The organism is Ruegeria sp. C2 (assembly GCF_056537765.1).
Genome location: NZ_JBQFRZ010000006.1, coordinates 124,781 through 139,668, shown reverse-complemented (window position 1 = coordinate 139,668; position 14,888 = coordinate 124,781). Strand labels below are relative to the sequence as shown.

Sequence of the window (14,888 nt, the reverse complement as noted above, 5' to 3'; positions counted from 1 at the left end):
TCAAAAAAGAAATTGACGGCGAATCATCTTTGACTCATCCTTGTCTCAACCAAATGAGCGCAAAAGCGCCGTGGAACTGAGGCAGTGATATGACCACAATCAAGACGAAGGGCGCAACCGCGCTCCCTTTAAACACGATTCTATCCGGGGACTGCATCGAGATGATGAACAGTCTGCCCGAGGCGTCGGTTGACCTGATTTTTGCGGACCCGCCGTATAACCTGCAGCTGAAAGGTCAGCTGCATCGGCCCGATAACTCTCAGGTGGATGCGGTCGATGATCACTGGGATCAATTCTCCAGTTTTGGGGCCTATGACCAGTTCACGCGCGAATGGTTGAAGGCAGCGCATCGTCTGCTGAAACCCAACGGTGCGATCTGGGTGATCGGGTCTTATCACAACATCTTCCGCGTCGGATCGGCTTTGCAGGATGCCGGGTACTGGATTCTGAACGACGTGGTGTGGCGCAAGTCGAATCCGATGCCGAACTTCCGCGGCAAGCGATTCACCAACGCGCATGAGACGATGATCTGGGCCTCCAAGCGGGAAGGCGCGAAATACACCTTCAACTATGAGGCGCTGAAGGCGCTGAATGAAGGCGTGCAGATGCGCAGTGACTGGGTTCTGCCGATCTGCACCGGGCATGAGCGCCTCAAAGACGAAAACGGAGACAAAGCGCATCCGACACAGAAGCCTGAATCGCTGCTGCATCGCGTTCTGATTGGTTCGACCAATCCGGGTGACGTGGTGCTGGACCCGTTCTTTGGCACTGGTACCACCGGAGCAGTCGCCAAGATGCTGGGACGTGAGTTCATCGGGATCGAGCGCGAGGAAAGCTATCGCAAGGTGGCAGAGAAGCGTATCGCCAAAGTCCGTAAATTTGACCGCGAGGCGTTGGAGGTCAGCGCCAGCAAACGCGCCGAGCCGCGCGTGCCCTTTGGCCAGTTGGTTGAACGCGGCATGCTGCGCCCGGGTGAAGAGCTCTATTCCATGAACCAGCGACATAAGGCCAAGGTTCGGGCTGACGGTACGCTCGTCGGGCAAAACGTTAAGGGCTCGATCCACCAGGTCGGGGCGCATCTGGAAAATGCGCCGTCTTGCAACGGCTGGACCTATTGGTGTTTCAAACGTGATGGCAAGACGGTTCCGATTGATGTTCTGCGTCAGCAGATCCGGGCCGAGATGCACAACTGATATTGCAAATACCGCCGGTGCCTGTGGCCTGACACAAGGCACTAAGCCTTGCCCCGCCGAAGCTACGGCGGGGTCTTTTGTTTTCTCATAAACAGTGGTTGCATGGGGCCGCCTCTATACGTCGCAAGAAAGATCACGGCCATGACCGAGACCACCGTGCGCAGACCCCGCAGCCTGTTTTTCACGCAACCCGACACGTTCGATCTGAACAACAAATACACCGAAGCCACCCTCGAACGACACAAGCGCGAGGGACTGGAACTGGCCGTGCGTGCCCGCTGGGTGGCGATGGGGCTTACGGGGCTGCTGCTGATCTACCTCAATCCGCAATGGGAGGTGATGTGGTATCATTTCATCCTGCTGCTGATCTGCGCCAATGGCTGGCTGATCCAGCGCGCAGGTCGGGTCGGGCAATCCCGGACCGAGTTGCTTTTGATCTTCGTGGACCTGCTGATCATGACGCTGGGCATGATCATTCCCAACCCGTTCAGCGATGATGTGCGGCCTTTGGCGATGCAGTACCGGTTCGATAATTTTCAGTATTTCTTCATCATCCTGGCCGCAGGCACGTTGGCCTATTCCTGGCGCACGGTGATCGCCATTGGAACCTGGACCGCGGGAATGTGGACGGCGGGCTGGATCATCGCCTGGTGGGTGGCAACGCCAATTCCGGGAATCAGCGAGAGGGTGGCAGAAGCGTTGTCGGGCTATCCGGATGTGGCCGAGTTCATGGACCCGAACAGTTTCATGCCGACCATGCGCATCCAGCAGGTAATCGTGTTCGTCATGGTTGCCGTCACGCTCGGTATCTCGATGCGTCGCCTCAATCGCTTATTGATGAGCAATGCCGGGTTAGAGCGTGAGCGGGCCAATCTGTCGCGCTATTTCTCGCCCAATGTTGTGGATGAGCTGAGCCAGAACGATGAGCCTTTGAAACAGATCCGCAAGGAAGATGTGGCGGTTCTGTTCATCGATATCGTCGGATTTACCAAATACGCGGCGGGGCGTGATCCTTACGAGGTGATCGAGGTCTTGCGCGGCTTTCACGCACGGATGGAGACTGAGGTGTTCCGCCATCACGGAACGCTGGACAAGTATCTGGGTGACGGGTTGATGGCGACTTTTGGCACGCCGGTGCCAACGCCCTTGGATGCGAGCAACGCGCTGGGCTGTGCGCGTGCGATGGTTGGGGTGATCGACCGCTGGAACATGGATCGCCGTCGGGCCGGAGAACCGGAAATCCATGTTGGGATCGGAGTGCACTTTGGCTCTGTGGTTTTAGGGGACATTGGCGCAAACCGTCTGGAATTTGCGGTGATCGGAGATGCGGTGAATGTCGCCGCCAAGCTTGAGGCGCTGACCCGCGATTTCCATGCCCGTATCATTGTGAGTGATGCCGTGCGGGCACGGGTTGCGGAAGAAAATCCCTCCGCTCTGGACGCCATGGCCGGCTTTGAAGCCAAGCCACGGCAAGCCGTACGCGGGGTTGAGGCGCCGATGGATATCTGGGTGATGGCAGACTGAGGTCCTCCCGCCCATCAGCGCAGCATCGCAGATGCAGCTCTGACGGTTGGGCCGGGCAGCGCGCTGGCGCGCGCTGTGGTCATGCCCCGGGTCTGGGGTTTTGAGCTTTGTTGTAAGGCAGCCAGTTGGTGATCTCGGGATAGTATTGCCGTCGCCATGCTCGCACGCGGGGGTTCATAACCCGACGCCAGAGGGGCGGGATCATCGCGGTCACGGTCATTATCGGATAGCCATAGGGCAATTGTGGTGCGGTATCCTGTGAATGGTGCTGCAGCAGCGGGAACCGACGATTGGGCTTGTAGTGGTGATCCGAGTGGCGCTGCAGATTGATCAGCAGCCAGTTCGATGCCTTCTGCGAGGCATTCCAGGAATGGCAGGGCCGGACGTGTTCGTATTTACCATCGCCGAGGTATTTGCGGGTCAGGCCGTAGTGCTCGACATAGTTGACCAGTTCGAGTTGCCAGATTGCGGTTCCGGCCTGCAGCAGGAACAAGGCCACGCCGGACCAGCCTCCGACCAACAGGGCCAGAAACAGCATCGCGCCCTGCAACACCCAGTAGCGCCAGAACGGGTTGGCGCGATCACTCCACGGGCGGTCCTTGCGGGCCAGCTTTTCGCGCTCGGTGCGGAAGGCCGAGATCAAGCTTTGACGCAGCACGCGAGGGTAGAAGCGGTGGAACCCTTCGTTATAGAGGGCTGTTACCGGGTCACGTGGGGTGGCGACATAGCGGTGATGGACCAGTAGGTGTTCGGACCTGAAATGGGAATAAAGCACCATGGCCAGAAGGATATCGCCCAGCCAGCGTTCAAGGCGGCCTTTTTGATGCATCAGCTCATGGCTGTAGTTGATCCCGATCGTGCCTGAAATCACGCCCATACCAAAGAAAACGCCAATCTTTTCCAGCGTCGAAAGGTCCGCGCGGGTCACGTACCAGATCAGGCCAAACAACGTCAGGAACTGTATCGGAGCCCAAAGCTTGGTCAGCAGGATGTACCAGCGTAACCCGGTTTCGGGCGTGTCAGGGTCGGCGTTTTCGAGGTTCAGCCCGGTCAACTGATCGAGCACGGCAAAGGCCCACCAAGTTGAGAGCGGGACCAGAAGAACCCACCAGCCTCCCGCCAGTGTCGTGGCCCAGATCAGCGGGATCAACAGGATCGAGATCCAGTAGGGAAGGGCGGATTGCCAGCGGGACAGGGTGTCTGGTGCGATCATTTTGGCGCTCGGGTCTGTTGCCTTCACCTAGCCATGTTTGCGTTAGATTCACAACGCGCTATTGGCCGCGCCAGAGCGCATGGGCCTTGCGCATCACCGTTGGTAGATCACTGGGGCGGAAGGCGTGCTTGTCGATCAGGATCAGATCGCCGGTTGGCGCGCCTTCGGGCAAATCAGCGATCCAGACGCGCAGGATCAGGTGAAAATGGGTAAAGGTGTGGCGCACTTCACCCGGCAGGACTTGCCAGTCGGCGGGAAACGGGGGGGCCTCGGGCGGGGCCTCCGACCATTCCGATCCGGGCCAGCCGAGCATGCCGCCCAGCAGGCCGTTGTCGGGGCGCCGCTCCAGCAGGAGGGCTTGGTTCGCGTCTTGCGCGATATAGATATGCCCGTGGCGCGTGGGTTTGGGCTGTTTTGGTGTCTTGCGCGGAAGACCTGCCTGAGTTCCAGCGATCCGTGCCTGGCAGGGATCACGCAAAGGACAGATGCCGCAAGCGGGTGATTTGGGCGTGCAGATGGTGGCGCCAAGGTCCATCACCGCCTGGGCGTAGTCTCCTGGGCGGAGGGTTGGGGTCAACGCTGTGGCTTTTTCTTTCAACACAGGTTTGGATCCCGGCAATGGGTCGTGAATATCGAAAAATCGCGCCATGACCCGTTCGACGTTGCCGTCTAGCACTGTCTCGGGCTGATCAAAGGCAATGGCCGAGATCGCGGCAGCGGTATAGGGGCCGATACCGGGCAGCTTCAGCAGTACGTCATAAGTTTCGGGGAACCGCCCTCCATGATCCTGCGCCACGACGCGCGCGCATTTCAGCAGGTTGCGGGCGCGGGCGTAGTAGCCCAGCCCGGCCCATTCCGCCATCACCTGATCATCCGGCGCCGCAGCCAGGGCCTGCACGTTTGGCCAGCGCCTGGTGAACCGCATGAAATAGTCACGCACCGCAGCGACCGTCGTTTGCTGCAGCATCACTTCGGACAGCCAGATTTGGTAAGGATCGGGCTGCACGCCGTCAGCGCGCTGAGCAGGACCCACACGCCAGGGCATTTCGCGGGCGTGGCGGTCATACCAGTCCAACAACGCGGCGCTCACGGTGAATTCAGTGGAATCACGCAAGTTTTATTCATCTCCCTGTCGGGTTTTGCTGGCACCCGGTTTCCTGCCCATTACAATAGCGGCACAGGAGTTGGAAACCAGATGCAGCGCAAACGGTCCACGACCCGCGGGTTCAAACGCACCGCGACTTTGCTGAACGACCAGATCAGGCGCGCCGGGGAAAGCCGGGGCTTCGCTGTGTCGCGACTGTTGACCCACTGGGCCGAGATTGTCGGGCAGGATATCGCCTCGATCGCTCAGCCGGTGAAGGTGGGATATGCCAAAGGTGGGTTCGGAGCTACTTTGACGGTCCTGACCACCGGGCCACAGGCTGCGATGCTGGACATGCAGCGCGAACAGCTGCGCGACAAGGTGAACGCGGTCTATGGCTTCAACGCGATCAGCCGCGTGCGCATCACCCAGACCGCTCCGACCGGATTTGCTGAGGGGCAGGCCAGTTTCGATCACAAACCGAAGGTGGTAAAACCCACGATTTCTACGGAGATTGCCGCCGAGGCGGACAAAGTGTCACGCGATGTAAATGATGAAGATTTGCGTGCGGCCCTTGAACGTCTCGGTCGCAACGTTTTATCCAGACAGAAACACTAAGAAAGGGCTTAGCATGAGCCGTATTGCAACCGTAATCTGTGCGGCCGTCGCCGTCGCCGCTGGCGGCTATTGGCTGTCGCTCTCGAATTCATCGACCCCAGCTTATCCTTTGGTCAGCGCGGCCGAGGCGCAGGAGGCTGATCTGGATACATCGACCGTCGTCGAGATGGTGCAGGGCGCCGAAGATGCGCCGGTCGAGATCATCGAATATGCCTCCTATACCTGCCCGCATTGCGCGAACTTCCACCAAGGTGCCTATACGCAGCTCAAGAAGGATTTCATCGATACCGGCAAGGTGAAGTTCATCTATCGCGAGGTTTACTTTGACCGCTATGGTCTCTGGGCCTCGATGGTTGCGCGCTGCGCGGGGCCCGAGAAGTTCTTTGGCATCACCGATCTGATCTATGAAGGTCAGTCCGAATGGACCCGTGCCGGTGGTCCGGCCGAGATCGTGGACGAACTGCGCAAGATTGGTCGTCTGGCCGGTATCGACAATGACCAGCTTGAGGCCTGCCTGCAGGATGGCACTCGCGCCCAGACCCTTGTAGCCTGGTATCAGGAGAACGCCGAACGCGACGGTATTCAGGCGACACCGTCTTTCATGGTGAATGGCAAGCAGGTCGACAACCAGTCTTACGACGAATTCAAGAAGCTGATCGAAGACGAACTCGGCAGCTAAATCTCAACAGGCCAGCCCGCCAGGGGCTGGCCTGTCTTTCAGGGCGATGGGGCGATCTGTGCCAACATCTCTCTGATCTTTTCATCCTCATCAATCTGTAATCGCACCGGCAGCGTCAGTACCTTGTTGCGGAATGAGGCTGGAAGGCGAACAGCGTCTTTTTCAGTGGTCACCAGCTGGGCCCCCAGAGCGCGGGATTCATTTTCGAGCCGTGTCATCAGGGCAGGGGTCAGTGGCTGGTGATCATCCAGCGCCTCAGACCGCAACAGCCGGGCACCCTGCTGGCGTAAGGTGGCAAAGAACTTTTCCGGATGGCCGATGCCTGCGAAGGCCAGAACAGGTGTTTCTGCCCAATCCATCCCGGTTTGCAGCGGGCACACCTCACCTCTGGCATGAGGAACGGTCAACGCCGGACCCCAGCGCTTGGAAAACGAGGCCTGCGCATCGTCAGCACCCAGAGACAATACGAGATCGGCGCGTTTCAGGCCGACGGCGACGGGCTCTCGCAGTGGGCCAGCAGGCAAGCATAGACCGTTGCCGAAGCCCCGCTCGGCATCGACGACAATGACCGAGAAATCCTTGGCGACTGCAGGATTCTGAAACCCGTCATCCAACACAATGGCCGTCGCGCCGTCCTCTGCGGCGGCCTGTGCCCCAGCGGCGCGATCCTTGGCGACCCAGACATCGGCGAAGGCGGCCAGCAGCAGGGGTTCATCCCCGACCTGCGCAGCGCTGTGCTTGCGTGGTTCAACTTTGACCGGCCCTTCCAAAGATCCGCCATGGCCACGTGTGACCACATGCGGCTGGTGCCATTTGTCGCGCAGACGTTCGAGCATCCAGATTACCGTCGGGGTCTTGCCGGTACCGCCCGCGTTGAGATTGCCGATACAGATGACTGGAACGCCGGGCTTGAAGCCGGGTTCCTTTGCAACTCTTCGAGCAGTAGCTGCGGCGTAGAGATGACCGAGCGGGGCCAGCAGCCGGGCACGCACGTCAAGCTGATCGGGGGAAGTGTTCCAGAATTCAGGAGCGCGCATCTTCAGCCCTCCGTCGATCCAGCGTGTCCTGAACCAGATCAATCAGATGGTCAGCCTGCGGCGCCCCTTCGGTTACCATCTGCCATCCCGCCAGCGCCATGTCGGCGGTGCGGTCCGGGGCCAGCAGTTCCACGACACCATCCCCCAGTTCGGTTGCGGATTTGATCGTCATCGCTGCACCGACCTGGTCGAGCCGATCATAGATATTACGATGCTTGCTCACATGGGGACCATGGATAACGGCCGATCCCAATGCAACAGCGATCAACGGGTCGCATCCGCCTGCACTGCGTTCCAACGAGTTTCCCATGAATGTGACGGCCGAGACGCGGTGCCATAGCCCAAGATCTTCGGGCGCGGCAGAAAGAATGACTTGCGTTGTATCCTCGATCGGATGGCCCTCATCCCAATTGGCGCAGCGCAAATCCATCGCTTCAAGCCGTTTATACAGCGGAGTTGCCTCGAACATGTCGGCCACATGCAGCACAAGCGCCAATCGCGGCAGCATACGCAACGCCTGCCGGTGGGCGCTCAGGACCGATATGAATTCTTTGTCCTGAACCCATGCAGCCAGCCAGACGGGTCGTCCGGCCAATGCATGGTTGGTTTCGATCAACTCATCTTCGGGCCAAGGATGCGGGTTCGGGCTGATATGCAAGGATGGAGCGACAGAGATTTTGGTCGAGTCGATGCCAAGGCGACGGATTTGGCGGGCGATCTCATCGCTTGGGGCAAGGATCGAATCGAAGCAATCCAAGGTGTAACGCTTGATATCCGGCAGCCATCGCCCACCCCGCGCAGTTTTTACGTCAACTGACGCTTCAAGCAGGATCAGGGGTGTGGCCTGTTCTTGCGCGCGGCTGATGAGATTGGGTAATAGCCCACCCCCGAACCACAAGGCCATGTCCGGTTGCCAGTGATCGAGAAAAGTCCGCGCGGCCCCAGCCTGGTCGGGGGGCAAACAGACGATCGGAAAGCTGCAGCCTTTCCACTCGGACAGGTCAGCCTCGGCGGGGGCGGTCATCAGGATCGACAATCCTGGCCGTGCAGACAGCAGGCGACGGCACAGGTCATCGACGGCGCGCAACCGGTCGGGTGTGCTGACATGGACCCAAAGCAACTCACCTTCGGGGCGGGGCGTGTCAGCGTACCCGCCGCTTTGTGGAACGCCCCAGGACAGTACCCGATAGGCTGCAAGGCTGAGAGATCCGGGCTTGCTCATGGAGCGATCCCGGTGCCGCTGGGATCAAGCCGGTCATGAAGTCCTGCATGCAAAGTGGGTCCGGCGGCGACTACACCGTTAAGGCGCGGATGAGCATTGTTAAAGCGCAGAGGCTGGCCAATGCGATCAGTACATAACCCACCCGCTTCGCGCAGGATCAGGTCTCCTGCAGCTATGTCCCATTCCCAACTGGGGCGAAGTGTCAGCATCCCGTCGAACCGCCCTTGTGCCACCAGCGCCATGCGATAGGCCAGTGAGGGGCGATAGACACGTTTGAACGCGGGGGGCGAGCCTGACAACCAGTGGCGCGCGTCTAGATTGGGTTTTGCAGCCAGAATCTCGGCCTCAGGCAGGCGGGTCTGGCCTGAGACGCGGATCGTTGCACCATTCAGCGTTGCCCCCTGCCCACGCGATGCCGCATAAAGCAGGTCGCGCATAGGAAGGTAGATGACAGCTGCAATCACGTCTCCTTGCTCTGCAATGGCCAGAGAATGCGCCCAGGTGCGCGAACCTTCGGCAAAGCTGCGGGTGCCATCGATCGGGTCGATGATGAACGCACGATCACGACTCAGGCGGTCGGCGGAGTCTTCGGTCTCTTCGCTGAGCCAGCCATAATCGGGCCGGGCGGCCTGCAAATCACGCTCGAGCATGGCGTTGACGGCAAGATCGGCCTCGGTCACCGGACCCGCGCCGTCGGGTTTGTCCCAACGCTGTGCCTGCGGCCCGGTAAAACGGGTGGCGATCTTTCCAGCTTCAAGAGCGGCATCAATCAACAAAGACAGGTCAGTTGCCGGCAAGTGTCATCCCTTCGATCAGCAACGACGGTACCACGCGCGACAGGTAAGGCCGCGCGTCATTGGCCGGAACGATCCGCATCAGCATGTCCCGTAGGTTGCCCGCGATGGTGCATTCGTTGACCGGGTAAGTGATCTCACCGTTTTCCACCCAAAAGCCTGAGGCCCCACGTGAATAGTCGCCGGTATTGGGGTTGATGGTCGACCCGATCATCGAAGTTACCAGCAATCCCGTTCCCATATCGCGCAGCAGATCAGCGCGGCTGCGCTCGCCTTGCGTCAGGCTGAGGTTCCAGTTGCTGGGAGACGGAGGGCCCGACACGCCGCGCGCGGCGTTCCCGGTTGAGGTCATGTCCAGTTTGCGGGCGCTGGCCAGGTCCAGCGTCCAGCCGGTCAAAACACCATCTTCCACGATGGCCCGGCGTTGTGTCGCCAAACCTTCGGCATCAAACGGGCGTGAGCCCGCGATGCGCGGGCGATGTGGGTCTTCGATCAGGGACAGATGCTCGGGCAGAACCTGCTCGCCAAGGCTTTCTTTCAGCCACGAGGCTCCGCGCGCGATGGCTGCGCCGTTGCTGGCGGCCAGCAAGTGACCGATCAGTGAGGACGAGATACGTTCATCAAACAGAACCGGAAAGCTGCCGGTCTGCGGTTTGCGCGCGCCCATAAGGGAAACGGCACGTTCACCGGCCGTGCGGCCAATCTCGGACGGGCTGCGAAGGTCAGACTGAAAGCTTCGGCTATCACCGTCATAGTCACGCTCCATCCCGGTGCCTTCACCGGAAATCGCAACGCAGGAGGTTGAGCGGCTACTGCGTGCATAGCCGCCGGAAAACCCATTGGTCGCGGCAAGGTGGACACGATGGGTGCCATAAGCCGCTGCCGCATCCGAAACTTGTGTGACCCCATCCACCTCAAGCGCCGCAGCTTCGGCGGCCAGTGCATCCTGCATTAGCGTATCGGCGCTGGGTTCTGGCGTCGGGTCGAACAGCTCAAACGCGTCCATGTTCCAATCGCTGATCAACTGATCCGGATCAGCGAGGCCGGTAAACGGATCCTCGGGCGCTTCGCGGGCCATGGCGATCGCACGTTCGGCCATCGCGGTCAGCGTCTCGGGGCGACTGTCAGAGCTGGAGACAATTGCCTGGCGCTTGCCCAGGAAGACGCGCAGCCCCAGGTCCGTGGCTTCGGACCTCTCTGCATGTTCCAGCGCGCCGCCGCGGACCTCGACCGATACGGATGAGCCATCGATAACAATGGCATCCGCCGCCTCGGCCCCCGCTTTGCGCGCCGCATCCAGCAAATCGTGGCTGATGTCTTGAGGTGTTCTGTTCATGAAGCCTCCGGGGTCTTGATGTCTTGGACCTAGCCTCGGAGCGTGCGTCCCGCAAGGCCTGCGATCCATTTGCGCCGCCTGCCTTGGGTGGGACAGGCCGCCCTTGCGGCTTGTCCCGAAGTTTTTGCTACTTGATCCGCTGGCCGTTCGCCAGGATCTGGCCGTCCTCGGTAAACTCGATTGTCGAGTTCAGCGTATCGGGTTCCTCACCCGGAACCGCCATCAGACCCATCATCATCCGCGCGCCGAGTGCATCGTTTTCGGACACAAAACCCATACCGATCAACGTATCGAGCAGCGCATTTGCCCCGACGAGTTTCAGATTGGCGACACCCGACGGGGCAGGCATGCCATCAAAAGCCTCAGTGTTCGAGTTATCGAACTTGAAGTCGCCATCGCCCGTAAGCTCGGCACCGACCAGCGAGACCAGCAATTCGTTGATCTTCAGCGAATGCAGTTCACCCGGTGCTACTTCCGAGGTCTCAAGCGCTTCGACTGCTTCCGGGTCCATGAAATCGACGAGCACTTTGGCGGTGCCGGTCGTATCCAGCGCAATCGTGGCCGGGTCACGGGGCAGGGCGCCTGCGGGGTCAAAGAGGCTCCACAACACGTCGGACATTGTGAAATCGGTCAGGTTCAGGCCAAACCCAAAGGGCTGGATTTCTTCCGAGGCCGCAACCGGAATCTCAAGCTTCAGCCCGGCATTGGCCATCGCGATCTCGATCGGGAAGGGCAGATCAGCCGTGGTTACCGCCAGTTTGGTGCTGTTTTGCACAAGGTCGTACACCAGGCGCTGGGCATCGATGCTGCCGGTGAATTCACCGCCCTCGGAACTGCTGCTCAGCGAAAATGCTTCACCCTCGGCGGTTCCGGCCATTTCGGTGCTACCCGAGCCATAGGTAAATGTACCGGATGCCGCAAATCCGGCTCCATACAGATCCTGCACATTAGTCACATCAAACCCCGCCGGGATTGTTGTGTCGCCTTCAAATGCCAGATCGTCCAGCTTGCCGCTGATCCGACCGTCGTCGCCACTGTCAGGTTCGTCGAAGGCCACGTGATAAGACATGGTGCTTGCGGTGAACTTCTGCGCGATGTCGCGCATTTCGCCGATTTTCATCAGCGAAGAGCCCTCGACCTCGTTCATCGTAAAGTTCAGGCCCAGCACGTCTTGCGATACGGCTTCCTCGCCGAATTTCATCGAATCCAGTGCCAGCGTCAGGCTGTTTGCCGTGTAGTCATAGGTCATCTCTTCCGGGGTGCCAGAGACGACCATATTCAGCGCGTCCTGCGTATAAAGCAGATCGGCTGAAAATGCTTCTCCGTCGGATTCGCCCGAGATCGACACTGGGAAGCTGTCGGGGAAATCGATATTGACGGTTCCATCGCCGTTTTCGGTCAGGGTCATTTCAGGGATGACCATGTTGAACTGCCCATCGGTCTCAGGCAGGGCCATGGCCATGGTCATGTTTGCGATCGTGGTGACGTCGCCAGATGTGCTCTGGTCGCCTGTCACTTCATAGCCCATGCCGCCCAGATAGGCCTGCCAGTCGGCCCAGACATCATTGGCGGTGATTTCTGCAAACGCGCCCTGAGTTGCAACGGCATAAGCCAGCGCTGCGCCGCAGCTCCGGCGAAGGAAAACAGTCATAAGAGAACCCTTCTTGATCAATTTTGCCGGCATCGTCGTGCCTGTGGCGGTCAGCGTCAAGGGGCAAGGGGTGGACCAGTTCCCCATTTCCGCTGTACGACTTTACACAATTTCAAATGCAGGGATTTAAACGATGCAAATGCAAGGGAAAACCGTACTGATAACGGGGGCCAGCCGAGGGATCGGTGCCGAAGCCGGGCGCGTTTTTGCCGCAGCCGGGGCCAATGTGGTGCTGGTGGCGCGCAGCCGTGATCAGATTGAGGCACTGGCTGCCGCACTTGGCGATAACGTGATCGCGTTGGCCTGCGATGTCAGTGACTTTGCGCAGGTTGAACAGGTGGTGGCCGATTGCGTGGATCGGTTTGGATCGCTGGATGTCCTGGTCGGAAATGCCGGGGTGATCGATCCTATTTTTCATATGTCCAACGCAGATGTTTCCGCTTGGAGCTCGGCGATCGATATCAACCTCAAAGGTGTTTTCTACGGCATGCGCGCCGCCCTGCCCATCATGCGCGCCGCGGGTGGGGGCACGGTGCTGACGGTCTCGTCCGGTGCTGCGTCGAACCCGGTTGAGGCCTGGAGCCACTACTGCGCATCGAAAGCCGGTGCGAAGATGCTGACCGAGTGTTTGCATCTGGAGGAGGCGCATCATGGTATCCGTGCCATGGGTTTGTCGCCGGGCACCGTGGCCACCGACATGCAGCGGGTGATCAAGGCCAGTGGTATAAACCCGGTCAGCCAGCTGGATTGGGACGATCATATCCCGGCTGACTGGCCCGCGCGGGCGATGCTGTGGATGTGCTCATCGGATGCGGATGAATTCCGGGGCACCGAGATTTCGCTGCGCAATGAAGATATCCGCAAAAGGATCGGCATCACGTGATTGATCTGACCAAGGAAGACGGCCTCTGGACGGTTACCCTGAACAATCCGGACAAGGCCAACGCTTTGACTGCGGCGATGCTGGGCGAATTGGTCCAGATCGCCGAGTCTGCCACCGAAGCCCGGGCCTTAATCCTGACCGGTGCCGGTCGTGTCTTCAGCGCTGGTGCAGATCTGGACGAGGCGCGGGCGGGACTTGCCACCTCCAACCTGTGGGAGAGATTGTCGGGCGCCATTGCCGCGCTGCCGTGCCTGACAGTGGCCGCGCTGAATGGCACGCTGGCCGGTGGGGCGAATGGGATGGTTTTGGCCTGTGATCTGCGCATCGCGGTGCCGTCGGCAAAATTCTTCTATCCGGTTATGAAGCTGGGCTTTCTGCCGCAGCCATCGGACCCGAAACGCATGGCGGCTTTGATTGGTCCGGCGCGCACCAAGCTGATCCTGATGGCTGGGCAGAAGATCACCGCAGATGAGGCCTATGCGTTCGGACTGGTCGACCGTGTGGTCGAGCCGGATCTGCTGATGCCAACTACACGGGAACTGGTGGCAGATTCTGTAACCGCCGATCCCACGATTGCCACCGGGATCGCTCGGTTATGCCCATGAGGCTCGCCGCGTTGCGACTGCGGGTTGCTGATCCGGACCGCCTGGCCGCATTCTATCGCGACGCGCTCGGTATGACTGTTCAGATCGAAGGGCCCAACCGTCGTCTCAGCTATTCCGGACAAGGGACCGATCTGCTTCTGATGCCGGGCGGGGGTGGATACACACATGATCAGGGGCAGCGGTATTGGAAGATCGGTATCACGTTGCCCGATGTCGATCTGGCCGCCGATTTCCTGCGTCGGAAGGGCATAGCCGTCAGTACACCGCATCAGTTCATAGACATCGGCTATATGTGCCACCTAAGCGACCCCGAAGGTTTCGTGATCGAGCTTCTGCAACATGATTTCGAGGGCAACCGGCCAGACGGAATTGCAAATGCGGAGGCCCCGTTTGCCGGGGCATGTATCGGTCAGATCACCTTGAGAACGGGCGATATCGTCGCCGAAGATGCCTTTTGCCGCAAACTGGGGATGTGCTTGCTGTCGATGCAGGAAGTTTCGCCCTACGGGTTCGATCTGCATTTCTACGCGTTCACCGATGAGACTCCACCCAACCCCGATCTGTGGGCCGTGGAGAACCGCGAATGGCTGTGGAAACGCCCGTATACGACGCTTGAGTTTCAGCACATCGCGGGGGCACAGTTCGCCCCGGTGCCCGACTATCTCGGGATCGAAATCGAATGGCTGGAGGCCGAACAGCAAGACGCATTCGGCGATCCGATCCTGCCCGCCTGATCAGCGTCCTCGCCGCTTGCCCGGCACTTTGGAGCGAAACCCGGGGGGGCGTTTGCGGACCCAGATCAGGAATTTCTCAAGCCTCGGATGCGCGCGCAAGGCCTCAATCGAGTTGAAATTGCGCGCCAGTTCGGCCTCGGTCAGGGTCGCGTGCACCTCTTTATGGCAGATCTGATGTAGCAAGACAGTCGGCCCGCCCTTGCCTCCTTTGAGTTTTGGGATCAGATGGTGCAGGCTGCCGCCCCCATCGGGGATCGGGCGGTCGCAGAGCGGGCAGATCGGATCGGTGTTCGCCATAAGAGTAATCTCGCGTCG

Annotated in this window: 15 protein-coding genes; 7 read left to right on the top strand and 8 right to left on the bottom strand. The window is 59.8% G+C overall.

Annotated features, from left to right (window positions below; genetic code table 11):
• Positions 1-89: 89 nt before the first annotated feature.
• The gene (locus tag ACR0IV_RS16965) at positions 90-1,193 is read left to right on the top strand and encodes a DNA methyltransferase (protein WP_480659818.1); all 1,104 of its coding nucleotides are present in this window, start codon (positions 90-92) and stop codon (positions 1,191-1,193) included.
• 141 nt (positions 1,194-1,334) lie between these two features.
• Positions 1,335-2,717: an adenylate/guanylate cyclase domain-containing protein gene (locus ACR0IV_RS16960; RefSeq protein WP_480471703.1), complete on the top strand. Its 1,383-nt coding sequence runs from the start codon at positions 1,335-1,337 to the stop codon at positions 2,715-2,717.
• A gap of 79 nt (positions 2,718-2,796) precedes the next feature.
• Here ACR0IV_RS16960 and ACR0IV_RS16955 read toward each other — a convergent pair whose 3' ends face one another.
• Together ACR0IV_RS16955 and mutY are read right to left on the bottom strand one after the other, a co-directional pair.
• The gene (locus ACR0IV_RS16955; protein ID WP_480659817.1) at positions 2,797-3,930 is read right to left on the bottom strand and encodes an alkane 1-monooxygenase; all 1,134 of its coding nucleotides are present in this window, start codon (positions 3,928-3,930) and stop codon (positions 2,797-2,799) included.
• Between the two features lie 58 nt (positions 3,931-3,988).
• Positions 3,989-5,044, bottom strand: a complete 1,056-nt coding sequence (gene mutY, locus ACR0IV_RS16950; RefSeq protein WP_480659816.1) for an A/G-specific adenine glycosylase — start codon at positions 5,042-5,044, stop codon at positions 3,989-3,991.
• Between the two features lie 81 nt (positions 5,045-5,125).
• Here mutY and ACR0IV_RS16945 point away from each other — a divergent pair, with 81 nt between their 5' ends.
• Together ACR0IV_RS16945 and ACR0IV_RS16940 are read left to right on the top strand one after the other, a co-directional pair.
• The gene (locus ACR0IV_RS16945) at positions 5,126-5,632 is read left to right on the top strand and encodes a DUF721 domain-containing protein (protein ID WP_480471706.1); all 507 of its coding nucleotides are present in this window, start codon (positions 5,126-5,128) and stop codon (positions 5,630-5,632) included.
• Between the two features lie 13 nt (positions 5,633-5,645).
• Positions 5,646-6,311 carry a DsbA family protein gene (locus tag ACR0IV_RS16940; RefSeq protein ID WP_480659815.1) on the top strand — a complete coding sequence of 222 codons (666 nt, stop codon included), beginning with the start codon at positions 5,646-5,648 and terminating at the stop codon, positions 6,309-6,311.
• A 38-nt stretch (positions 6,312-6,349) separates the two neighbouring features.
• Here ACR0IV_RS16940 and lpxK read toward each other — a convergent pair whose 3' ends face one another.
• From lpxK to ACR0IV_RS16915, 5 genes are all read right to left on the bottom strand, one after another.
• Positions 6,350-7,348: a tetraacyldisaccharide 4'-kinase gene (lpxK, locus tag ACR0IV_RS16935; protein WP_480659814.1), complete on the bottom strand. Its 999-nt coding sequence runs from the start codon at positions 7,346-7,348 to the stop codon at positions 6,350-6,352.
• Complete coding sequence (locus ACR0IV_RS16930; RefSeq protein WP_480659813.1) at positions 7,335-8,570, bottom strand: 3-deoxy-D-manno-octulosonic acid transferase; 1,236 nt, start codon at positions 8,568-8,570, stop codon at positions 7,335-7,337. The genes lpxK and ACR0IV_RS16930 overlap by 14 nt, the downstream gene beginning before the upstream one ends.
• Positions 8,567-9,367 carry an inositol monophosphatase family protein gene (locus ACR0IV_RS16925; RefSeq protein ID WP_480659812.1) on the bottom strand — a complete coding sequence of 267 codons (801 nt, stop codon included), beginning with the start codon at positions 9,365-9,367 and terminating at the stop codon, positions 8,567-8,569. Before ACR0IV_RS16925 ends, ACR0IV_RS16930 begins: the two co-directional genes overlap by 4 nt.
• Positions 9,354-10,700 carry a TldD/PmbA family protein gene (locus ACR0IV_RS16920; RefSeq protein ID WP_480659811.1) on the bottom strand — a complete coding sequence of 449 codons (1,347 nt, stop codon included), beginning with the start codon at positions 10,698-10,700 and terminating at the stop codon, positions 9,354-9,356. The genes ACR0IV_RS16925 and ACR0IV_RS16920 overlap by 14 nt, the downstream gene beginning before the upstream one ends.
• 127 nt (positions 10,701-10,827) lie before the next feature.
• Positions 10,828-12,351 (bottom strand): DUF2125 domain-containing protein, encoded by a 1,524-nt coding sequence (locus ACR0IV_RS16915; protein ID WP_480659810.1) that lies wholly within the window; start codon positions 12,349-12,351, stop codon positions 10,828-10,830.
• A gap of 133 nt (positions 12,352-12,484) precedes the next feature.
• On the opposite strand from ACR0IV_RS16915, the gene ACR0IV_RS16910 reads away from it, so the two are divergent.
• Genes ACR0IV_RS16910 through ACR0IV_RS16900 form a run of 3 tightly spaced genes read left to right on the top strand, consistent with a single transcriptional unit; the run spans position 12,485 to position 14,573 of the window.
• Entirely contained in the window at positions 12,485-13,234 is a 750-nt protein-coding gene (locus ACR0IV_RS16910; protein ID WP_480659809.1) for an SDR family oxidoreductase, read from the top strand.
• Positions 13,231-13,839, top strand: coding sequence for an enoyl-CoA hydratase/isomerase family protein (locus tag ACR0IV_RS16905; protein ID WP_480659808.1), 609 nt, complete (start codon positions 13,231-13,233; stop codon positions 13,837-13,839). Before ACR0IV_RS16910 ends, ACR0IV_RS16905 begins: the two co-directional genes overlap by 4 nt.
• Positions 13,830-14,573, top strand: coding sequence for a VOC family protein (locus ACR0IV_RS16900; protein ID WP_480659807.1), 744 nt, complete (start codon positions 13,830-13,832; stop codon positions 14,571-14,573). The genes ACR0IV_RS16905 and ACR0IV_RS16900 overlap by 10 nt, the downstream gene beginning before the upstream one ends.
• On the opposite strand, the gene ACR0IV_RS16895 is transcribed toward ACR0IV_RS16900, so the two are convergent.
• Positions 14,574-14,870 carry an HNH endonuclease gene (locus ACR0IV_RS16895; protein ID WP_480659806.1) on the bottom strand — a complete coding sequence of 99 codons (297 nt, stop codon included), beginning with the start codon at positions 14,868-14,870 and terminating at the stop codon, positions 14,574-14,576.
• Positions 14,871-14,888: the final 18 nt, after the last annotated feature.